General features: G+C 55.2%; 20 protein-coding genes. 9 read left to right on the top strand and 11 right to left on the bottom strand.

The window, feature by feature from the left end:
* Positions 1 to 215 (top strand): hypothetical protein (locus ACR0BU_RS23985; protein ID WP_480755774.1); only part of this gene is annotated, 215 nt, incomplete at its 5' end.
* Positions 216 to 287: 72 nt separating this feature from the next.
* Here ACR0BU_RS23985 and ACR0BU_RS23980 read toward each other — a convergent pair.
* From ACR0BU_RS23980 to ACR0BU_RS23970, 3 genes are all read right to left on the bottom strand, one after another.
* A complete protein-coding gene (locus ACR0BU_RS23980; RefSeq protein ID WP_480501111.1) occupies positions 288 to 686 on the bottom strand; it encodes a GFA family protein in 399 nt (132 codons plus the stop codon).
* Positions 687 to 730: 44 nt separating this feature from the next.
* Positions 731 to 1,141: a VOC family protein gene (locus ACR0BU_RS23975; protein ID WP_480501109.1), complete on the bottom strand. Its 411-nt coding sequence runs from the start codon at positions 1,139 to 1,141 to the stop codon at positions 731 to 733.
* A gap of 105 nt (positions 1,142 to 1,246) precedes the next feature.
* The gene (locus ACR0BU_RS23970; protein WP_480501107.1) at positions 1,247 to 1,612 is read right to left on the bottom strand and encodes a GFA family protein; all 366 of its coding nucleotides are present in this window, start codon (positions 1,610 to 1,612) and stop codon (positions 1,247 to 1,249) included.
* A 241-nt stretch (positions 1,613 to 1,853) separates the two neighbouring features.
* Between ACR0BU_RS23970 and ACR0BU_RS23965 the strand changes: the two genes are divergently transcribed.
* Positions 1,854 to 2,234, top strand: coding sequence for a VOC family protein (locus ACR0BU_RS23965; RefSeq protein WP_480739399.1), 381 nt, complete (start codon positions 1,854 to 1,856; stop codon positions 2,232 to 2,234).
* A 62-nt stretch (positions 2,235 to 2,296) separates the two neighbouring features.
* Here ACR0BU_RS23965 and ACR0BU_RS23960 read toward each other — a convergent pair whose 3' ends face one another.
* Entirely contained in the window at positions 2,297 to 2,716 is a 420-nt protein-coding gene (locus tag ACR0BU_RS23960) for a VOC family protein (RefSeq protein WP_480501103.1), read from the bottom strand.
* 66 nt (positions 2,717 to 2,782) lie between these two features.
* On the bottom strand, positions 2,783 to 3,547 hold the full coding sequence (locus ACR0BU_RS23955; RefSeq protein WP_480755772.1) for a helix-turn-helix domain-containing protein: 765 nt from the start codon (positions 3,545 to 3,547) through the stop codon (positions 2,783 to 2,785).
* 170 nt (positions 3,548 to 3,717) lie between these two features.
* On the opposite strand from ACR0BU_RS23955, the gene ACR0BU_RS23950 reads away from it, so the two are divergent.
* Together ACR0BU_RS23950 and ACR0BU_RS23945 are read left to right on the top strand one after the other, a co-directional pair.
* Entirely contained in the window at positions 3,718 to 4,401 is a 684-nt protein-coding gene (locus ACR0BU_RS23950; RefSeq protein WP_480501101.1) for a helix-turn-helix transcriptional regulator, read from the top strand.
* A 72-nt stretch (positions 4,402 to 4,473) separates the two neighbouring features.
* Positions 4,474 to 5,328, top strand: a complete 855-nt coding sequence (locus ACR0BU_RS23945) for an NmrA family NAD(P)-binding protein (protein ID WP_480739403.1) — start codon at positions 4,474 to 4,476, stop codon at positions 5,326 to 5,328.
* Between the two features lie 72 nt (positions 5,329 to 5,400).
* On the opposite strand, the gene ACR0BU_RS23940 is transcribed toward ACR0BU_RS23945, so the two are convergent.
* From ACR0BU_RS23940 to ACR0BU_RS23925, 4 genes are all read right to left on the bottom strand, one after another.
* The gene (locus ACR0BU_RS23940; protein WP_480739404.1) at positions 5,401 to 5,886 is read right to left on the bottom strand and encodes a GFA family protein; all 486 of its coding nucleotides are present in this window, start codon (positions 5,884 to 5,886) and stop codon (positions 5,401 to 5,403) included.
* Positions 5,883 to 6,350 (bottom strand): SRPBCC family protein, encoded by a 468-nt coding sequence (locus ACR0BU_RS23935; RefSeq protein WP_480501095.1) that lies wholly within the window; start codon positions 6,348 to 6,350, stop codon positions 5,883 to 5,885. The genes ACR0BU_RS23940 and ACR0BU_RS23935 overlap by 4 nt, the downstream gene beginning before the upstream one ends.
* Positions 6,347 to 6,625, bottom strand: a complete 279-nt coding sequence (locus tag ACR0BU_RS23930) for an ArsR/SmtB family transcription factor (protein ID WP_480739405.1) — start codon at positions 6,623 to 6,625, stop codon at positions 6,347 to 6,349. Before ACR0BU_RS23930 ends, ACR0BU_RS23935 begins: the two co-directional genes overlap by 4 nt.
* Before the next feature lie 217 nt (positions 6,626 to 6,842).
* Positions 6,843 to 7,448 (bottom strand): putative glycolipid-binding domain-containing protein, encoded by a 606-nt coding sequence (locus ACR0BU_RS23925; RefSeq protein WP_480739407.1) that lies wholly within the window; start codon positions 7,446 to 7,448, stop codon positions 6,843 to 6,845.
* 184 nt (positions 7,449 to 7,632) lie between these two features.
* Between ACR0BU_RS23925 and ACR0BU_RS23920 the strand changes: the two genes are divergently transcribed.
* A complete protein-coding gene (locus ACR0BU_RS23920; protein ID WP_194098549.1) occupies positions 7,633 to 8,265 on the top strand; it encodes a tyrosine-type recombinase/integrase in 633 nt (210 codons plus the stop codon).
* A 375-nt stretch (positions 8,266 to 8,640) separates the two neighbouring features.
* Positions 8,641 to 9,015, top strand: a complete 375-nt coding sequence (locus ACR0BU_RS23915; RefSeq protein ID WP_480739408.1) for a DUF3010 family protein — start codon at positions 8,641 to 8,643, stop codon at positions 9,013 to 9,015.
* A 248-nt stretch (positions 9,016 to 9,263) separates the two neighbouring features.
* Here the strand turns inward: ACR0BU_RS23915 and rpsU are convergent, their stop codons facing one another.
* Positions 9,264 to 9,464 (bottom strand): 30S ribosomal protein S21, encoded by a 201-nt coding sequence (rpsU, locus tag ACR0BU_RS23910; RefSeq protein ID WP_040700433.1) that lies wholly within the window; start codon positions 9,462 to 9,464, stop codon positions 9,264 to 9,266.
* Positions 9,465 to 10,152: 688 nt separating this feature from the next.
* Between rpsU and ACR0BU_RS23905 the strand changes: the two genes are divergently transcribed.
* From ACR0BU_RS23905 to ACR0BU_RS23895, 3 genes are read left to right on the top strand one after another with little or no spacing between them, the layout of a single operon-like run.
* Positions 10,153 to 11,505 (top strand): hypothetical protein, encoded by a 1,353-nt coding sequence (locus ACR0BU_RS23905; protein WP_300073999.1) that lies wholly within the window; start codon positions 10,153 to 10,155, stop codon positions 11,503 to 11,505.
* Positions 11,502 to 12,440, top strand: a complete 939-nt coding sequence (locus tag ACR0BU_RS23900) for a lipase family alpha/beta hydrolase (RefSeq protein WP_300074002.1) — start codon at positions 11,502 to 11,504, stop codon at positions 12,438 to 12,440. Before ACR0BU_RS23905 ends, ACR0BU_RS23900 begins: the two co-directional genes overlap by 4 nt.
* A gap of 10 nt (positions 12,441 to 12,450) precedes the next feature.
* Positions 12,451 to 12,819: a hypothetical protein gene (locus tag ACR0BU_RS23895; protein WP_480739410.1), complete on the top strand. Its 369-nt coding sequence runs from the start codon at positions 12,451 to 12,453 to the stop codon at positions 12,817 to 12,819.
* Between the two features lie 122 nt (positions 12,820 to 12,941).
* Here the strand turns inward: ACR0BU_RS23895 and ACR0BU_RS23890 are convergent, their stop codons facing one another.
* The gene (locus tag ACR0BU_RS23890; protein WP_480739412.1) at positions 12,942 to 18,323 is read right to left on the bottom strand and encodes an SIR2 family protein; all 5,382 of its coding nucleotides are present in this window, start codon (positions 18,321 to 18,323) and stop codon (positions 12,942 to 12,944) included.
* Positions 18,324 to 18,797 lie beyond the last annotated feature (474 nt).

Here is an 18,797-nt window from a genome sequence, read left to right as displayed (position 1 = left end):
TTGAACAGCACCTCTTCGCGTTGGGGAAGTTGATCTGCCATGTAGAAAAGCCGACATTGGTGCGTGCTGCACTTTCCCCAACTTTGGGCTCAAACCCGACCTTTGCCGCACTCGACAAAACCGTCGGTCTCAACCAGGCCCGCACTGGTTTCCAATGGTCTTCAGGCGCATCGAGCAAATCTCGCATGACTTGCCAGCGGATGGCTGGGTTCTGATCTAGAAGCCATGACAAAGAAGAGTTTTCCAGTTCCACCATTTGCTACTAAGTATGCGGCTAGGGCGATTTGTCATTCCAACTCTGCGACATCACCGATGTGGGTAATCCATGGCAGGCGCCGTCGAACCCAAATCTGTCGTCGTGGTGGGCCAAGGTCGGCACGCTGATCGAGGCCGCCAACCCTGAGAGAGTAGTTGGGGTTGTTGTCGGTGGGCAAGCGAAAGACAGGGCTGCCGCAGTCGCCGCAGAATGCGTGACCCCGGCGTGAGCCGCTATCTGCGGTCTTATAGTAGATCTTTGGTTCGCCTTGCGTGATCCGAAATCCCTCTGGCGGTGCCACTATGGTTGCTCGAAACGCAGAGCCTGTCAGGATCTGGCAATCGAGGCAGTGGCAGATCTGTACTTTCCGCGGATCGACCTCCGCCTCGTACTCGATCTTGCCACAGTGGCAGCGTCCTGCGACCTTCATTCGATCCTCCTAACGCAAGCCCTTCCAGAGGCGCGGCCGCCGCACTAGTCCTCACCTTCGCGGTGGCAAACGGCTTCGAGCTTTATTCCGTGAGGATCCAGCCAGTAGGTGGCAAAGTGTGTGCCGTATTCTGGAAACTCGCGCGGTTCATGTAAGATCCGCGCTTTCTGCGAAAGTGCCCATTGATATGCCTCATGCACCACGGCGCGTGTCTCGACGGCGAACGCCAAATGTTGGAGCCCTGTTGCATTGCGTGAATAGGTTCCCGGCTCTTTAGATTCATAGAAGAAAAGCTGCGTGCCGAGCGTACCGTCTGGCCCATAGTTGAATTCCGGTGCTGTCTCAAACCACTGCTTGAGGCCAAGGATGGGCATCAGTTCATCATAGTATCTCTTGGCGGCCAGCAGATCAGGGACGGCGATACCGATATGATCTATGAATCCTGTCCGTCCCATGATGTTTCCCAACCTTTCCGTTCGAGTCCGTCGAACCTCCCGAAACAAAAAACGGTGATTTGATAAGCTCCCCGCATGTCAGCCTCGGACACATGCGTATGATCGTTACCAGCTGTTTAGCCCATCCAACAGCTCCACTGGAAGGTCCCGAACGTTCACCTCTTCCAACAGCCACAGATTGACAGCTATTCGTGACGGCGGGTCCTCGTCAGACTCACTAAGTCTGCTCCAATCTGGTGTTTCCGACCAGGTAGAGCAGCCACATTTACTGCAGAAATGATGATGGTTCATACCGGATGGCGCGTAGTCTCGATCTTCATCACTAGCCTCGACTACAACCTGATCGGTTTCATAGTAGCCCCACAATACGCCCCGCTTTGTACAAAATGTGCATGTGCAGGCTGTCGCCTTCTCGGGCAGGTGCGGGACCTTGATGCGTGTAGCGCCGCAGTGGCAAGACGCTGCAATCATGAAACTAATCCTCTCCTAGAACAGCATATCCGACAAACTTCGTCGTCTCGAACAGACCTATCAATCGAAACTCTACCACAGGCCTCCTGACAAAACCGGTCAGCAACGGCCATCATTTGCAACCGCCGCATGACATATGAGTGGGAGTGCATTGTGAGTTTGCCAAGGCCGAAGGACTTGGCCACCAGCTGTAGCTGGTTTGGCTTTTGCTCGGCTGCGCAAAAGTCGATATAACTATGGCATGCACATCTATGGCTTCGACCACATTGTCCTCTGCGTCCGCGATGTTGACGCGACCTTGGAATTCTATCAGCGCGTTTTGGGGATGGCCGTGCATGAGGAGCGTGCAGGCAAGTGGTCGCTTCATTTCGGCTCGAACAAGATTAGTCTTCAGGACGCGGATGAATTGCCAAGCCTCGCCGAGAGAACCGTCCCGGGCAGTGGAAACTTCTGTGTTGTAGCCGATACTCCGATTGATGACGTGGTTGCGCAGCTCCGTTCAAACGGTGTTGAAATTGTCGAAGGACCTGCGGAGAAAGCGGGCGCGGTTGGCAAGTTGCTGTCTGTCTACTTCCGCGACCCGGACGGCAACCTTGTCGAGGTCAGCAACAGATTGCTCTGACAGATCTGCTTGTAAACCCGATAGACGCCGGTGCGTCGATGCCACTTCACCAGACATTTCGGCTATTGCGCCAAGCGCTCTTGGATTTCGTCCTCCGTCAGATCTTCAATCGTCTTGCTGAGGATCCAGGCATGTCCAAATGGGTCCACGACACGTCCTTCCCTTTTGCCGTACGGCCGATCCTCAATCGTGATCACCACGTTCCCGCCCAAATCCACCATCTTTCGAGCGAGATCATCAGGATCGGGCACGGTAAGATGCAGCAAAACCGAGGCTCCTTTGGAGCTATCCGGTGAGGCGAGCCCCCAGTCCGCTACCTCTTGCGCCATCGTAAAGACGGACGTGCCAACCTTCATTGCCGCATGAACGACGCGGCCGGAACCGTCGGCGAAACGCTCAAGGCGCTCTGCGCCGAAGGCTTTGTGATAGAGGTCAAGCGCGGCATCGACGTCGTGGACGATCAGACGCGGTTCAAGTGCCATGTTTTCATTCAAGTTTGTCATGCCTTAAGCATAGACGGCGGAACCACATGGCGTCTTGAAGGAAATTCAAGCCTGGATTGGCACGTGATTGGGTACTGCCTGGTTCGGTGGCTTGTACCCCGACGGCGTCATATCGCCGAAGCGCCGAAACGCCCGGACCATATGTGGCTGATCCGCAAAACCGACATCAGTGGCTGCGTCGGCCCAGGATGTCGCCGAAGATCGGCTTTGAAGGAGGCGCTGAAACCGCTCAATCTGTGCATAAGTCTTGGGATTCATGCCAACCCGTTCGCGAAAACGCGATATGAATGTCTGTGGCGTGGTGTCAAATCGGTTGATCAGGCCGCGGACCTGCCATCCCTGCCGCAGCAGTGCCGCTGATTCACTGATAATGACATCCCAGTTTTGCATGGCGGGCGCTTTTTTGAGAAATGCAGACTCCAGCACGTCAAGTCGCGTATGCAATCCGTCCGCTGTCGCTAGTCTCTCACGGAGCGACGGCTCGCCTTCCCAGGTCAGAATGTCCAAATCGACAAGACCCACGCCAATCTCTGTCATCGGAAGACGAAAGAACGGAAATGCCCCGCCCGGCGAAAACAAAACGCCGCAAAGGCTTCTTTGCTCAGCACGATCAATGACGACCGGCGAAAGCGCGGGGCCCTGCAAGACCATCCCGGATGCCCGCTGCTGCAGCGCACCATTGCTCGCATAGTGATGCAAACAGTCTTCATGCAGATTGATGAACATCTGTGTTCGGCCGTTTGGCAGCACGCGTTCCAACTGATGCTGGTGACGTGTTTCGCACGTCCAGAATGCCTCAATGAAGGGCAAGAGAAGTTGGTTTTTTGGAGGCCGGGATATTAGCAATGATAGATCTCCGATCCATATCTTCTTCAAGGACTAGACCGCGCGAATGAGCCGAGAGATCTGTGGTGGTCTTCAATCCGGGCCACACGCCTCTCTGCTTTCAGCAGCACCTGCAATTCCCTATACCACATGACATGCAGCGATCTGGCCGTCTTCTTCAGCTCCTTCAAGTGCTTCGAGAACATCGAGGCGCGGTGACGGCTGCATCGCTGGCCGAGCGGTTCGAAGTGTCTGAACGCACGATCTACCGCGATATGGACACGCTGCTAGAGCTGGGCGTCCCCGTTGAGGGCGAAGCGGGCACGGGTTTCATTCTGCGGCCGGGCTACTTCCTTCCGTCAATGGCGTTCAATCAGGACGAGGCCGATGCGGTTCTTCTTGTGTTACGTTTTGTGCAGGCGCGAGGCGATAATGATCTTGTAGAGGCAGCGGAGACGGCCCTGTCCAAGATCGCGGAAGGAATGGGGGAGACCACCGAGGCGAAGATGCGTGGAAATGGTCTGACGGTTGGCCCTTCCGGCAGGGATCAGCGCTGCGAATTGGCGAGCGTCAGACGGGCCATCCGGGATCGGCGGAAGCTACAGATCGCCTACCGGACCAAAGATTTGGCATCTTCCACGCGCACAATCTGGCCTGTCGCCATCGGCTTCTTCGACGGGGCCGAGATGCTGGCGGCGTGGTGTGAGATGCGCGATGCTTTCAGGCATTTTCGCATGGACCGCATCGAAGCGCTGACCGTTCTGGAGGACAGCATTCCTCGGTCAGGGGCCAACCTTTTGACTGCGTATCGCTGCATCGAGCCGGGCGCGAATGTCTGAGCGATGTTCCTGACAGGTTCTGTCGGACGACCGGATTAGGGTCAGACTGTACCAACGAACAGGAGAGCCAATATGCATATCATTCTCGGCGGAACCGGGCAGGTCGGGTCGGCAACGGCGCGGGCCCTATTGGATGCGGGACAGGCGGTTACAATCGTGACCCGCGACAAGCATCATGGCGCGGAGCTGGTAAAGGCTGGCGCACAGATTGCCGAAGCCGACATCCGCGATGTTGAGGCTTTGCGAAGTATCTTCCGAACAGGTCGGCGGGCGCTCCTGCTCAACCCACCGGCTGACCCTTCGGGCGATACCGATGAGGAGGAGCGCGCGAATGTTGCCGCCATCCTTTCAGCTCTCGACGGCACCAGGCTAGAGAAAGTTGTGTTGCAATCGACTTATGGCGCGTTCGAGGGAGACCGCTGCGGCGATCTGACAGTGCTCTATGGCTTCGAGCAGGCGTTGCTGGCGCAGCCAATCCCCGCCGCGATCAACCGGGGCGGCTATTACATGAGCAACTGGGTTGGGATGGCAGAGCTGGTGAAAGAGACGGGCTTCTTGCCGAGTTTCTTCCCGGCGGACCTGCCGATCCCGATGGTCGCACCCGCGGACTTAGGCCGTGCCGCCGCCCGGCGTCTGATGTCAGGGCCTGAAGACGTGGGGATCGCGCATATCGAAGGCCCGAAACGCTACTCTGCGAACGATGTCGCCGCAGCCTTTGGAAGTATCATCGAGCGCAAAGTCAAGGTGCAGGAAATCCCGCGCGAGGCGTTGGAAGAGACTTTTCGCTGCTTCGGGTTTTCTGATGAGGCTGCGGCGTCATACGCCTGCATGACCCGTAAGGTGATCGACAGAAAGACGGACACGGCAGATGAGCCAGTCCGGGGGGAGGTTGCCTTGGACGAATACCTTGCTGCGGTGCTTGGTTGATCGCCCATCAAAGCGATGTTTTGGTTTGTGCCAATTGGATTGCCGCCTCGTCTTGGCGGCGGAGGCTCCATTTCAGGCCAGCCACTCGTCTGTATCGTGGTCGGGATGCTGGCGAGATGTTCGCCTCGCCAGGTCGGTGCCTTCCGGGTCGTCTTCTTCGCTCGTACCGAAGTTTTCCAGAGCGGCGAGCTGTGCGACTTGAGGCAACTTCCCTTCAATTCCCAATTCGAACGCGAGGGCGATGTCCGCTGGGTTGTCGAAGGCTCCGATCGAGACAGAGATGCGCTCACTTTCTTCGTTGTGATAGAACAGCGGTGTCCCACAGTTCGCGCAAAATCCGCGCGCAATGCCTTCCGAACTATAGAACTTCGACGGTTCGCCTCGTGTCCAGGTCAGATCGCTGACGAGAACACCGATGCGTGCTCCGAAGAAGTTCCCGGCGGCTTTCTGACACATCCGGCAATGGCAGACATGAGGATTGTCGCTTAGGGCGGCGGCGCGGAAACGAACCGCACCGCATTGACATCCACCTGATCGCGCTGAGTTGCCGCTGTTCACTTAAGGGTCCCTGCATATTCTTCGAGTTGATCGGCCACGGTTCCCCACCCATCGTAGAACCCCATGTCCTCATGGCTTTGACGGGCTTCCGGTGACCGGTGCCTGGCTGTTGCCGTGTAGGTCGTGCCACCATTTCCATCATCGGCGAACTCGATGATCGCTGTCATGAACGGATCGGCGGCAGGCTTCCAGCCTTCGCTATAGGTGTCGGTGAAGACCAGGCGTTCGCCTTCGACGACTTCGAGATAGACGCCTTCGTTCTCCATCTTGTTGCCTTCGACGTTCATCGTCGTGTTGAACTTGCCACCGACCCGAAGGTCGATCTCGCAGGCGTCGACCCCGTGTGGCTTGGGCACAAAGAAGTGCTTGATGTGCTCGGGTGTGGTCCAGCACTCCCATAGCAGGGCGCGCGGTGCGTTGATCGTGCGGGTGAAGGTCAGGTCAGTTTCCGGGTTGAGTTTCATTTGTTGCGCTCCTGCATGAGGTTTTTAATGTAATCGTCAAAGCGGTCGAGCCGTCCTTCCCAGATTGCATTTTGTTCGGTTAGCCAGTCCTTCGCGTGCGTGAAGGCATCGGGGGCCAATTCGCATATCCGCGTCCTGCCTTCCTTTTTCGACGTGACGAGCTTGGCCGCTTCCAGCTTCTTCAGATGCTCCATGAATGATGGCAGCGCCATGTCATGCGGCTCAGCCAGTTCGCTCACAGTCGCCTCGCCGCGTGCAAGGCGTTGAAGGATCATACGCCGTGTCGGATCACCGAGCGCGGAGAAGCAGAGGTCAAGGTTCGAATCATACTTAGACATATCCCTAAGTAATCCTATTCTCTGCGCGGAGTCAATAACAGTAAGGAAAAACCCTAACTGTAGGCGAGCGAATGATGCTGGCGACCGCTAGGCCGATCATTGAGACTGGCGCTTCGCATAGGCGAGGTGTTCTCGGCGCTAGGTAAGGGATCATTCAAACCCGTCCATCTCTATTGCTGCCAGTAGGCTTAGAAATGGCCTCCCAGAGCTGCGGATACTCGCGAACAACTCCAAAACTGTCCGTTACCAGAGTCGCTGTGTAGTCGTGGGAGGGTGAGCGATAGGCGAACTCGGTATCTGAGAGCCGTTGATACGCCTGCACTAGGGGCTTGAAACACCACTCTTCTGTATCAAGCCAGACAGCCGTTGTTTCTTGCTCTTCGCCCACGTCCAGATTCAGTCTTCTGATCGCATTCGTATTTGTGGCTGGTGTGAACCCGAGATCAACATCGAGAAGACCTGTGAACCCAGTCATCTCAATTTCATCCATGAACCAGATGCCCGCCGCATCACGTGAAATCGAGAGCTCCTTGTTTTCGGAGCCTACCCATCCGCCTACCCATGCAGAGCAACTCGACCAATCCGAATTGCAGTGAACCCGGTAGTCGAGTTTCGCGGGCTGGATGCCGTCCTGGTACAGCGCAGTTCCTAATATCAATTGGCCATCGTCACGCCGACCGAATGAGCAAGCATCCATCCCCTCCACGTCGATCCGACGCCACAAAACCGTGCGCGGAGGTTGTGCTAAGCGACCAGTCATGAAGAAACCATATCATCCGCAGAGTATGGATCAAAATTGCCAAAGGGGACATTCGCTGCGACCTGACGAATGATCACGTTGGGCTCATTCCAGACATCGGATGCGGCGCGGCATCCTTTAGTATGATGCTTGGGTCAACGTCGGGTTGTCGTCTGGGAGGGCTTGGCGGATCGGAGGATCAGTCATGGAAACACCAAACTTACCTGCCATTCGCGCTCTGCGCCCAGCCTGGAACAAGGGCCGCATTGTTGGACAAAAACGACCACTGAAACCGAAACATGTCTGGGCGATCCGCGTCAGATTAGAGCTGGCGGCAAACCACCGCGACCTCGCACTATTCAACATGGCAATCGACAGCAAGCTCCGAGGTTGTGATCTGGTGAAAATGAAAGTGGTCGATGTCATGGCGTCGGGCCAAATCAAAGAGCGCGCATCCGTTCTGCAAAGCAAAACCCAGAAACCGGTACGCTTCGAGATCTCAGAAGGCACTCGGGCCTCGGTTGAGAAGTGGATGGAAGACGAGCTTATGGTCGGATCCGAGTATCTATGGCCAGGCCGGTTCCATGAGCGCCTGCACATTTCAACACGTCAATATGCAAGGATCGTCAGGGATTGGGTCACGTCTATCGGCCTCGAGGCAAGTGCCTATGGTACGCACTCGATGCGAAGGACCAAGGTCACACAAATCTACAAGAAGACGGGTAACCTTCGCGCCGTGCAACTTCTTCTTGGCCACACCAAGATGGACAGCACAGTCAGATATCTCGGTGTCGAGTTGGAAGATGCGTTAGCCATCGCAGAGGCGATTGAAATCTAGCGTGGCTTGGGTCGCCTTCGCAGGCGGCCCACAGAAGACATACAGCGAATCTTACCGCGCCGCAGTGTAGCTTTCGCATTCCTGCCGTTCGTGCATATCGCAGCATTTACGATATCCGAATGACGGCATCGCGGGATGGGGTCACAGCGACACCAAGATTCAAAGGCCTGTTTTCTCAGTCCTCCGAGGAACCAGCTTAGTCGCCTCACTTTGCGAACTGTCGTTGATCCACAGACACGTCTTGTCCGGTCCGAGCGCAAGACGATTGTATTTCATTTGGTCAGTCGCAATGCTACTTGACTTCGTCTTACTGAGGTTAGGGGTTTAAGCTCAGAAAATGCGTTATTGTGAACAAGTCACTTGAAGGAAAAACACATGAGTGTATGCGGATGTGAGATATCGGCAAAGGAGGTTCGGCTTGCCGTCGTCCGCAAAAATGATGACGGCAACATAGAGATGCTTCGACCGAAAACCACCCGGATTGAGCAAGTGGACGACACATCCGAGGCCGATCTTCGATCATTTCTGGCTGCTCTTCACGAATTTTGCCGCGAAAACGAAATTGAAACATTTGTGATTAAGACACGTGCCAAGAAAGGTAGAATGGCAGGTGGAGCCGTATCCTTCAAAATCGAGACTCTGATCCAGCTTGTTAAAGGATGTAATACGAGGTTCGTCAGCCCTGTGGCACTATCTCATTTGCCAAGAAGGAAGTTGAAGTGTACCCCGAGAAGCTGCCTGTCTACTTGAAGAACGCCTTTCTTGCCGGCGCTTACGCTTTGACTAACGGTTAAATACTGATTCCGATGAGTTGGTGATCACCATTCGCGGGCCAACTTGGTGAAACGCGAAGAAATAGGAAGCTTCACGGCAATGCAAAACGCGTGCAGCATGAAGCTAATTAGTAGTGCTCTCAGTCCAAATAGCCCGTAGATACGTAAAACCCCCGCTGCCATCGGACAGCAGGGGCTGTTATTCAGCGCCGGGGAATGATTACATCATCCCTCGCGTTCCAATTTCTTACGTGCCAGCTTTCTGGCGCGGCGGATCGCTTCAGCTTTCTGGCGCGCGTTTTTCTCGGACGGCTTCTCGAAATGTTGCTTGAGCTTCATTTCACGGAAAACGCCTTCCTTCTGGAGCTTTTTCTTTAGAACCCGAAGAGCCTGATCGACATTGTTGTCGCGAACACTAACCTGCATGTGGTTTACACCACCTTTCTAGTCTGAAGTTTGCAATAATTTGCAGGAACGGGCCAAATAGCAATCTTGTCCTAGATTGTACAGCATGCCGGTTGCAGTTGGGGCTAGAAGTAATCGTCATGCTCACCGCACCTGCAAATTAGATTAGATGACATTGAATTAGCACCGGCCCATTCCGGACCTTGAATAGGTGGTCAGGATGCTGCATGGGCAGCCCGCTTAGCGCTCATTCGCGGCAACAAATTCGGCCCGACTTCATCGGATGAGGTAATGTGCGAGACTTTGCCGCCGTTGTCCTTTCGGGTATTTGTAGCCTCAGCAATCGCTCGCCGGTGCTGCACGGTCATCGCTGCATTGCAACTCAGCCGCCATTCCGGACGTTCTACTTCCGCTTCTTGCTACCGGCACTGCTCGCCATAGAAATCTACTCCAAAGCGGGCGGGGTGTTTACAATGAGATTGTCTTTGTGCGCAATCTGTTCAACGATGGAGCGAAGTTGTATTTTGCGGTACTAAGAATTGCACGCTTGGTATCACAAGATTAATTTAACGGACCCGACCAAGGGGAGATCGACTAGTATGTCGTGATGCAAAGTCGATTGATACGAAAACAGACCTCTGAATTGCGGGGAGCACGGTATGTTCCAAAGAATGAAAGTTCATGCCAACATCGCTAGGATTACTGTATCATGTTAGACTTTAATTTTGGTCCTATTGATCCCAACGGATTCAGTTTTGATGATTTTCCGGCAATCGCTCCGCTCGAGTTGATTGCAAGCGACCTCGGCATAAACCTTACCCTGTTTGGCGGTGCCGCCTCGCGTGCGCTTATGCACAAGATCGCCGGAAGCCCCGATGAGAAAGCCACCCTTTTCGATCTAGCGCCTTTTTCATCTGATTTCGATCTCAGTCATGACGGTGACAAGGAAGTTTCCAGCCAGCTAAGAAAGCACATCGCCGATGATGTTCCTTTCGCGAGCTGGTTCCGTTGGTCGATACTGGATGGCGACCAATCCAGCGCGGCGCGCCGTGCCAGGTTTAAAAGCACCAATGTTCCGCTGCGCCGGATCGAAATCGGCAATCACGGTAACAGCCGCATTCCTCAGCAGGCGCTTGTCGACATAGGCAAACAAGCCGTTAGTTATAACCGCAACCCTGCCTATGAGGATAGCGCGCTCGCACAAAACGGTCGCGATGTCGAGTTCTTTGGGTTCATGCTTGCGTTGAATGCTCTGCTAGACATGCGAGAGATCTTTGGTAGCGGCCAGCTTGAGATCGGAAAGAAAGACATGGCAGGGTGGCTTTCGCCGCCAAGCCTTACGCGTCAGTTTGAACTGTTTGATGCGAACCCGCACTTAGCCACTCGATTTTGGAACCTTTTTACCAATCTGGTGACCCGGGCAGGGTCGGAATTGATGTCGGAGTTTCCCGTCCTTGAATCGGTACGCCAAATCGCCGCTGCGCTGCCACAAATGGGACCCCTCCTAAGCTCGTCCCTGTCCCAGGGTCGCGGTTTCGCCACATCACGCGTCACTGCGACGGGTGAATACCGATCCCCCAATCTAACACCGCAGGTCTTGACTGGGTCCGAAGCACAGCAATTCTCCGAAAGCTTTTTGAAGTTGTTACCCGCCGCGCGCCAATCCGATGATCGTGCGGCTTCCATGCGATTGGACCCCGCCTTCGAGTTGATCGCAGCAGTACCGACGACAGAACTCAAACCCTATGCGCTTCCGAAATCCAAACGAGAGGATTATGATCCATATTATAGCGCAGCTGACGAAGAATTCCTTGAAATCGCCTGGGTCCCCGACCCGTCGCAAGCTTTGAACCCAAACGGCATCACCGCCTGCATGATACCTTATCCTGACGCCTTTAACGTGCCATACACCTTCGACGTTCCAGCCGTCGGCGGCGTGTTTTCCGGCAACCGACCGTGGGTGCGAATCCGGCTAGACGATCTACTACAACATGGCCCCAACGGGAAAACGCTAAAGGTGGCTATTCTCATCCTGCAAGTCCCGCCGGAGGACCCATCATGACAACCGCCTATGGTCTGAAACAAATTTCATCTCGGGCTGCGGATCATGCGGTAGTCGTCCTGCACGGAATTCGTCAGACCCGCGACGATATAGTGCAACCTTTTGCCGCCAACTTGACCGCTGAGGCCGGACACGATGCCTGCATCTATGCGTTTGGTTATGACCACACACAGCACCTGACCCGAAACGGTACCTACCTTGCTCAGGAACTTCGAAACGTTGGCGCCAAACGCATTGATTTGGTCGGTTACTCTATGGGGGGGCTGGTTGCCCGCATGGCAGCGACCGATGGGTTTGGCCCGCCCGTCCACACTGTCGTCACGCTTGCCACTCCCAACCGCGGCGCGCTCAGCAACGCCCAGTTGACCACGCTGGGGCAACTGACCAAGGGCATATTCAGCAATCTGATTTCGCCGCTTGCGCCCCGAACAAACGGGGTCAATGATTTGACCAAAGTACCCGAACTGATGCGTAACCGGCGAGAATTCATGGATCAGAGCAATCAATCTTCCGCCGTCCGCTATGCCAGCGTCCCAGCACTCTACTACAATGTCGACCGCAGCAATTTCACTTTTGGTCCTTCGGTTCAGATGAATGCGGCGCAGGCAGCCATTGCCGCAGTGAACCTAAGAAAACGGCTGATCGCCATGCAAAAATCTCATGACGGAATCGTTACCGAACAGTCGAACGAAATCACCCGGAAGGACACACATGAATGGGCTGAATTCCATTTGTCTGTGCCCGGCCCGAATGATGAACCCAGCCGCTGCCACGCAGCAGTACCAGCCTGCGCCGGACACGATCATTGCTCGATCATCACCGATCAGGATGTTGCCCAGCTGGTCTGGATTCTGCTGCAGGAAACGGACTGGCGAAACCTAAACAACCCGCACTCGCCGCATTACAATCAACTTCAAGCTAGCCTTCAGCCCTAGGCCGAAGACCATGGACAGCGGTGCATCACGCAAATCCATCCCAAGTGATCTCGCGGCCCATACCGGCCATTCATTCATTGATTGCTATGCCGCGGTGCGGCCCGTCAGACCGGACATTCGCCGCAACCGCGAAACAATGGCGGCGGAGAGATTAAGCTGCGCGGATGAACCGGACTTCTTCTGGAGCGGCTATCGGCTGTTGCAGCATCCACGCGCGGCTGCAATAGGACAGTCTCTTCCGAGCGGCTCATCATACCAAGCCTTTTCGGCATCGTCCCAAGATGCCGACCAAATCGTCGCCACTTCAGATTGTGTTACCGGTGCAGTCGCAGAATGGAGACTACTGGATGCCATAGCCTGTGTGGTTAAATCCAACTAGCCAGACGTCCAGAACGTCGTCATTGCCAATTTACCATATGGACAGAATGAGGCATGAAACCGTCGTTCGTGTGGTCGTCTGTTCGCACAGTAATTATCTTGCCCATGCTGCCGATAGTATGGCTAGAGGATAAGCCTTAGCTCATTTGCCAAGCTCTTGGCCAAGCCCTGATACCCACGTCGCTCGGACTCTCTGCGCGTTTCGCCAAGAACCTGCGACGCCAATTGCAACTGCCCGCGTAAGCGCAACGAGGCCCCATAATGGCGCAGCGCGCGCAGCTTATTCAGTCTCAAGCCATTGCGGTTGGCGATCGCTGCGGCTTCAGACGCAGCGCTGCCGGCCAGCATTCTTTCACCCTGCGCGAGCATCAGTTCGGCCTGCAAAGACCTGGCCTCTGTCTCCAGTCGTGGGATGCCCATGGTTTGCGCAAACTGCAGCGCTTCGATCATGCAGGTCGACGCACTGCTGATTTCTCCATCTGGATCGGCCAGAATCAGGTTGCCTTCTGAGACTTTGGCCAAATGCAAAATATCGCGCTGCGCACAATTGAGCGCCGCGCTGGTCGCTTTCGAAATGGCTTCGTGCGCGTCGTTAAATTTACTCTTGCGGCGCAGCAAATCAGCTTTGTGCTTGCTGAAAATCCCAACCACGCGCATCATCTCGCGATCCTGCGCGCGCCCGATCGTCTCGTCGTAGGCGGTCAATGCCACGTCCAAATTGCCGGACAGATGATCGATCAGTCCAATGTAGCCGCGTGCGAGCCAACTAACCTGACTGCCTGAATGGTTCGAGAAATCCTCCGGCAACTGCAAACCGCGCAGCATGTCATATGCGCGTGCCAGATGACCGCGATCAATCAGCGCTATGGCCTGATTAAGCCGCACCCGACGAACAGCCGCATGCAAAGCCGGATCGTAGTTTCGGCTCACATCTACATGGTGCATTTCGTCCAGCGCGCGCTGAAACAACGGAATGGCATCAAAAATCTGCCCTTGAACCAGCGAGACGACGCCTCTTTCGTTCAACAGCCAGCCAACCTCATCGCGGTAAAGTGGGCGGGCGAACCCATTGAAATCCTGAAAGACCTCGTCCGCCTTGGGCGGCTGTGCGCACGCGTTCAGATCGCTCAGCGCGTTCACAATCCGTGAACGTGTCCCCTTGACCTTTTTGTCGTCCAGAACGCGGTTGTGCGGGTCTTCCTGATAAAACAGCTCATCAAGCGCATAATCCCAACCGATCGCCGCATTCGTCACCCCGCGCAGCCAGCCTTTGAAACGTTCATAAGGCTGGTCGATCTCGCGCTCATCAAGTGCGCTGAGGCGTGAGACCGTCCCGATTGAGAACCCACTGCGAAGCAAACCATAAAGGGCCCGGATGCGCTGCGGGACCGCATGTAAAGACGGGATTTGCGGGTCCACAACCGACGCGCCGCCATCACGGGCCTGATCGGACAACTTCATGATTCGCCGACGCAGACCATACCGCATCAAAGGCCTGTCGGATTTAGACAGTGTTTGCCATCTGGCGTCGCCTTTGTCGTCGATCAACTGCAACAGCACCCAGATCGAGTTGCGGCATTGTTCAATCTGGCGGTCCATGATTTGGCGCACCAAGGCGTAGTGATCCTCACGCGGGGCAGGCAGATCGCGCGGTTGGTCGCAATAGACAGACACCTGAAAGAAGTTCCGTTCGCCTTGATCCGGCAAGGACAGATCCATCAGGCGCGCCGTAAAATCACGCATCTGGTGCTGGATCGTATAGCGGGTGTGAATGTCGGCAGAGGTGCGCTCCACGCCACCGGCATCCCACGCAGCGCCTGCTGGTTGCGTGGGCCGCACGGGTTTGCGCCCCACAGCGATCAATAACCCCGCATCTGCAAGATAGCGCAGCACCTGCGACAGCAGCCTTAACCGCACAAGACGATTTATATCGCGCCAGTTGAACAGCTTGGCTGCAGCCCCAGCCTTACCGAATTTTGTCTGCTGCTCTGCGTCACAGATTTTGGCCAAGAGCCGCTTGATCTCATCGCAGCCGTACAGGACGCGCGGCTCAACCGGCATCGGAAACAACGCCAAATGTGACAGGATGACAAAGACCAGGTCCACCATGTGGTTGGCGTCACTTTCCGTGGCCACATCGCTGACGTGCTTGGTCGTGCGCCGCAGCTTGGGGTCCGGCCAGCTGCGAAAGTCGGCCGTTGTTTTCAACCCTTTCAGGCTTTCAAGAAGCGCCGCACCCCAAAAGCGCAATTCCGCCTTATGGGTTTCAATCACATCGCGCATGACAAGCGCATGGCCACCCCGCCCCGCCGCAGCATCCATCGCGCTGACAAACTCGACCGCTTTACGATTAAGGTGATCGCGCAGCTCTGCCCGGGTCTTGAAATTGGCCTGACGCTCCATCAAGGCCTGCGAAATGCCAAAGGCCCCGCTGACCCAGGTATGCAAGGCGACGCTGCTTTCGCACAAGCGAGCAATCTCACGCCGCCGAAGACCACGTTTAACGTCCCTAGGAAGCTTGAGCTTACCGTCCTCTTTGAACATCAGGTCGTTCAAAAACTGGTCATGCTCCGCACTCAGCCAGTATCGCTGGTCTTTCGAAAGCATCGGCAAGACGGGCCATTTTTCCAAATAGATTGCACCGCCCATGGGATGATATTTGGTATAGGAGCTATAGGTGCTGTCAGCGCTGGCTTTACCGGGGCGCGCAAGATGGTGCTTTAACTGCTTCTTGGTGAACTCACGGCTGAGATAGCGCAGCGGCAGATCCTTGCGGCCACTGATCAGGACCAGATCAAGGGGCGTTGTAATGTCTGCCTCCGACGCGGTCTTGGTCCCGCAATTGGACAGCAACCGAAACAACGCTCGGAACATCGGGTTATAGGCGGTGCCTTCACTGTCACAAAGCTTGTCGAGCCCGGACATCACAATGGCCAGCCGGATATTCTTGTCTTCCAAAATATCAACCACGTCCGTGAACGCAGACAAGCGGCTGCGCAGCTCTTCCAGCCGATGCGCCCGGCCTGAGCCCTGTTGCAACGTCTGCTTGCCCCAGAAACCACCATAGAACTTCTCGACCAACTTGGTGACCGCTACACGCTTACCGGCGCCATCGCGTGTGAGGTCGTCATAGCCTTCGACCATCTTATAAGAGTCGGAATCGTCGATGAACTCTTTGAGATAGTTCAAAAACGGCTCAGGCAGGTCGCCGTCATAGGTTCGAAGACGCGCCTTCGCCTTTTTTGCAAAGTCCGAACCATATTCGACAATCACCCCACAGGTGGCCTGTTCGACGAACATCTTCAGCGCAGAAATCACTGACGCAAATTCCATCGAAAAACTCAGATGCAAGAAGAACGAACCGAAATACCTATTCTTTTCCAGTTCTTGCATATTTGACTTATCAAACAGCGTATCCACCAGCAGCCGCTTGGGCGCACTGCCATCAGGTTCAGGGACGCCCTGTTGCAACATGTGCAGCAAGGATCCTTTGCCGTGGCCACGCGGCAGGCTGGCCCGCAACACTCGTTTCGGCGGCACTTCGAAGAAATTGCGCTGCTCTCCACCTGGTGCACCGGACTGCGAGTGTTTCTCATCAAAATAGGTCAGCTGATTGCTGTCGAACCCGTTCATATGATGGCCGCGCAACTCTTGTTGAACGGTGCAATAGGATTGCCGGACCAACGGCGCGCAGGCCTCCTGAGCCAGGCTCTGCAATTCCTGGATCATGTCGAAATTACTCACATCATCCGGCAACTGCTCTTTGTAATCCGGGCGGTGCCGCGCAGCGATGGGAAAACAGTTGTTCTCGTCTGACTCCAGATAGGTCTGCTGAAACTGCGCATTCCGGCTTTTGGGGGCATTGCGCCACTCTGCCCACCATTTGTCCTTCTCGCCCGCATACGCCACCAGCGCCAGGTCCAGCGCGCGGCTGCGGGCCTCATAAGTTAAATTCGACAATCGGGCCAAGACCGTTTTGGAGGGGCTGATCGCGACGTAGTCTTCCGCGAGGAGCTTCGCTTTCTTTTCCAAGCGTTTCACAACTTCAGCAGATTTAGCGAGGGCCCTTGCAAAGGGGAGTAGCTCACGTCTCATCAGCAATTCGTCGGGCATCTTATGCCCAATCTCCGCTGGCGCTTCGTCCCTCAGCGCCACGATGGCGTCATGCGTCGCAGCAACGGCCGCGCGGTATCTGCGCAATTGAAAGCGGCGCTCAAACGGGCTGGGTTTGTCTTTGTTGGGGGCCGTGGCTTGCAGCAACTCATTGGCCATCCGAATGGTGCGCAACGCCTGCCCACCATGAAAAATGCTATAAACGCCATATTCCGTTCGATGGTTAACTGCCATGCTTTCGTCAGCGGCGTAATCCGTATAGGCCGACCCTGTGGTGCACCCGCTCTGCTCGGTATGCGCGTCAATGTGTTGCGTCTTGAAGTCTTCTTTGTCCTGATCGAAGCTGACTCCCTCCCCTTCCAGCCATTCGGTATCGAGCGAAACGGAATTCTCACGCATGGCAAAGACGTGGCGTTTGGAAAATTCAGGTGTCCTGTCGCGGCTGACAAACTGGCGCAGCGGGCGCAACAGATCCTCTTCAGTCATGCCAACACCGACGAACAAGATGTCATTGCCCGACATCAACGCTGAAAGCGCCTCATCAAAGGTTTGCGCCTGCTCGTCGGACTTCAGGTACGTGGCGCGATAATCACGATCCGTGAGAACCATATCTTCAGGGCAATCAAAACGCCCATGCAGGTGAAAAACCTGGCCCACAAATTGCATCGGCTGCAGCGCGAAATTAACAAGATCGCCAATATTACTCGCATTCATCGACATACTCAGCACAGACCGCGTCGTCCCATCCGTGTATTCAACCCGCGCTGGTAGCTTTAACGCCTCTTTAAAGTCCTCGCTGCGCAGGATTTCAAAATCAGACGGCTGTTTGTCGACCACATGATGATAGCTGTCCGCGCCCGACGTGCGAAACAACCGGTAAAACTCCTCTTCAATCTCACTGTCATAATTCAGCGTCAAAAGCCGCGAGATCCGCAAATCCGAGATGATCCGGCGCAAGGGTTCAGACTTTCGGTATTCCTCCGTCTTATTTTTGTCGCGCTGCGAGCTGCGGTTGGTGGCGAAGAAACTGGCAATATCACGGCGAAACTGACTCTCTTGACCGGTGTCAATCGCAACCCGTTCCGCAAGCCCAAGCGCATGCACAATGTCATCTGTCAGCTTGCCGGTCTTCTCAAGTTTCTGCAGACGGTCCATCGCGGTTTTGCTAGCACCAGCATTGCGTGTCGACGTGCTTAACTTTGTGGCCTCGTCATACGCCTTACGCGCTAGCCCTTTCCAGCTTGGCTGGCCGTAACCCACAGTGGCACCAGAGGCGACAAAGCCAATCACCCTGCCGATGCTCAGTGCACGCGATAAGGCCAGCTTACCGCGTTCCTCAATGTTCTTCTTGGTTAATTCTTCAGGATGGTGAGGTCGCCTATATGTCCACATAAATTTGCAAAAACCTCATCACCCAGCAGAAGCAGGCACATTCAAAAAGACGTCCTGAAATCCAAACAGAGGTTATGTCTTTTTATCTGTCAATGAAATTGAGCGCTCTTCGGAATTGAAATTGTGTTTTGGCCTAAAGCGTGGACTTCGCGCGGGCACATTTTCGCTCGGCGTCTTAGTCCGAACTCAGGCTATTTTAGACAGGTTTCACGAATGGAAATTGAAGGAGGAAACTCCGCCACGCAACGCCGAAACCAGGCCGCAACGGGGCAGTTCGCAGCCCATACCGGTCACTCGACACGGTACCGATATTCTGCATTTGCAGCCCGCATTCCGGTCATTCTCCGCGCCCGCAAAATCTGTGGTTGGACGAATTCACAGATTGCGGACGAACTGTGAATTCGCTGCATCTGCCGCTATGGCGGCTTTCTTTTTGACGTTTGCCAAGCCAAGCTTCAATCGTGCCGTGCGGTA

Source organism: Ruegeria sp. CK2 (assembly GCF_056536585.1).
Note: the sequence above shows the minus strand (reverse complement) of the source record. Positions and strands in the feature narration are given on the sequence as shown.

Bases quoted from the DNA above. Each gene is read 5' to 3' on its own strand.
- ACR0BU_RS23900 (WP_300074002.1), top strand. From the start codon at position 11,502: ATGACAACCGCCTATGGTCTGAAACAAATTTCATCTCGGGCTGCGGAT.
- ACR0BU_RS23920 (WP_194098549.1), top strand. From the start codon at position 7,633: ATGGAAACACCAAACTTACCTGCCATTCGCGCTCTGCGCCCAGCCTGG.
- rpsU (WP_040700433.1), bottom strand. From the start codon at position 9,464: ATGCAGGTTAGTGTTCGCGACAACAATGTCGATCAGGCTCTTCGGGTT.
- ACR0BU_RS23975 (WP_480501109.1), bottom strand. From the start codon at position 1,141: ATGGGACGGACAGGATTCATAGATCATATCGGTATCGCCGTCCCTGAT.
- ACR0BU_RS23930 (WP_480739405.1), bottom strand. From the start codon at position 6,625: ATGATCCTTCAACGCCTTGCACGCGGCGAGGCGACTGTGAGCGAACTG.
- ACR0BU_RS23895 (WP_480739410.1), top strand. From the start codon at position 12,451: ATGGACAGCGGTGCATCACGCAAATCCATCCCAAGTGATCTCGCGGCC.
- ACR0BU_RS23960 (WP_480501103.1), bottom strand. From the start codon at position 2,716: ATGGCACTTGAACCGCGTCTGATCGTCCACGACGTCGATGCCGCGCTT.
- ACR0BU_RS23925 (WP_480739407.1), bottom strand. From the start codon at position 7,448: ATGACTGGTCGCTTAGCACAACCTCCGCGCACGGTTTTGTGGCGTCGG.
- ACR0BU_RS23965 (WP_480739399.1), top strand. From the start codon at position 1,854: ATGCACATCTATGGCTTCGACCACATTGTCCTCTGCGTCCGCGATGTT.
- ACR0BU_RS23890 (WP_480739412.1), bottom strand. From the start codon at position 18,323: ATGTGGACATATAGGCGACCTCACCATCCTGAAGAATTAACCAAGAAG.
- ACR0BU_RS23980 (WP_480501111.1), bottom strand. From the start codon at position 686: ATGAAGGTCGCAGGACGCTGCCACTGTGGCAAGATCGAGTACGAGGCG.
- ACR0BU_RS23915 (WP_480739408.1), top strand. From the start codon at position 8,641: ATGAGTGTATGCGGATGTGAGATATCGGCAAAGGAGGTTCGGCTTGCC.
- ACR0BU_RS23945 (WP_480739403.1), top strand. From the start codon at position 4,474: ATGCATATCATTCTCGGCGGAACCGGGCAGGTCGGGTCGGCAACGGCG.
- ACR0BU_RS23935 (WP_480501095.1), bottom strand. From the start codon at position 6,350: ATGAAACTCAACCCGGAAACTGACCTGACCTTCACCCGCACGATCAAC.
- ACR0BU_RS23905 (WP_300073999.1), top strand. From the start codon at position 10,153: ATGTTAGACTTTAATTTTGGTCCTATTGATCCCAACGGATTCAGTTTT.
- ACR0BU_RS23950 (WP_480501101.1), top strand. From the start codon at position 3,718: ATGCAGCGATCTGGCCGTCTTCTTCAGCTCCTTCAAGTGCTTCGAGAA.
- ACR0BU_RS23970 (WP_480501107.1), bottom strand. From the start codon at position 1,612: ATGATTGCAGCGTCTTGCCACTGCGGCGCTACACGCATCAAGGTCCCG.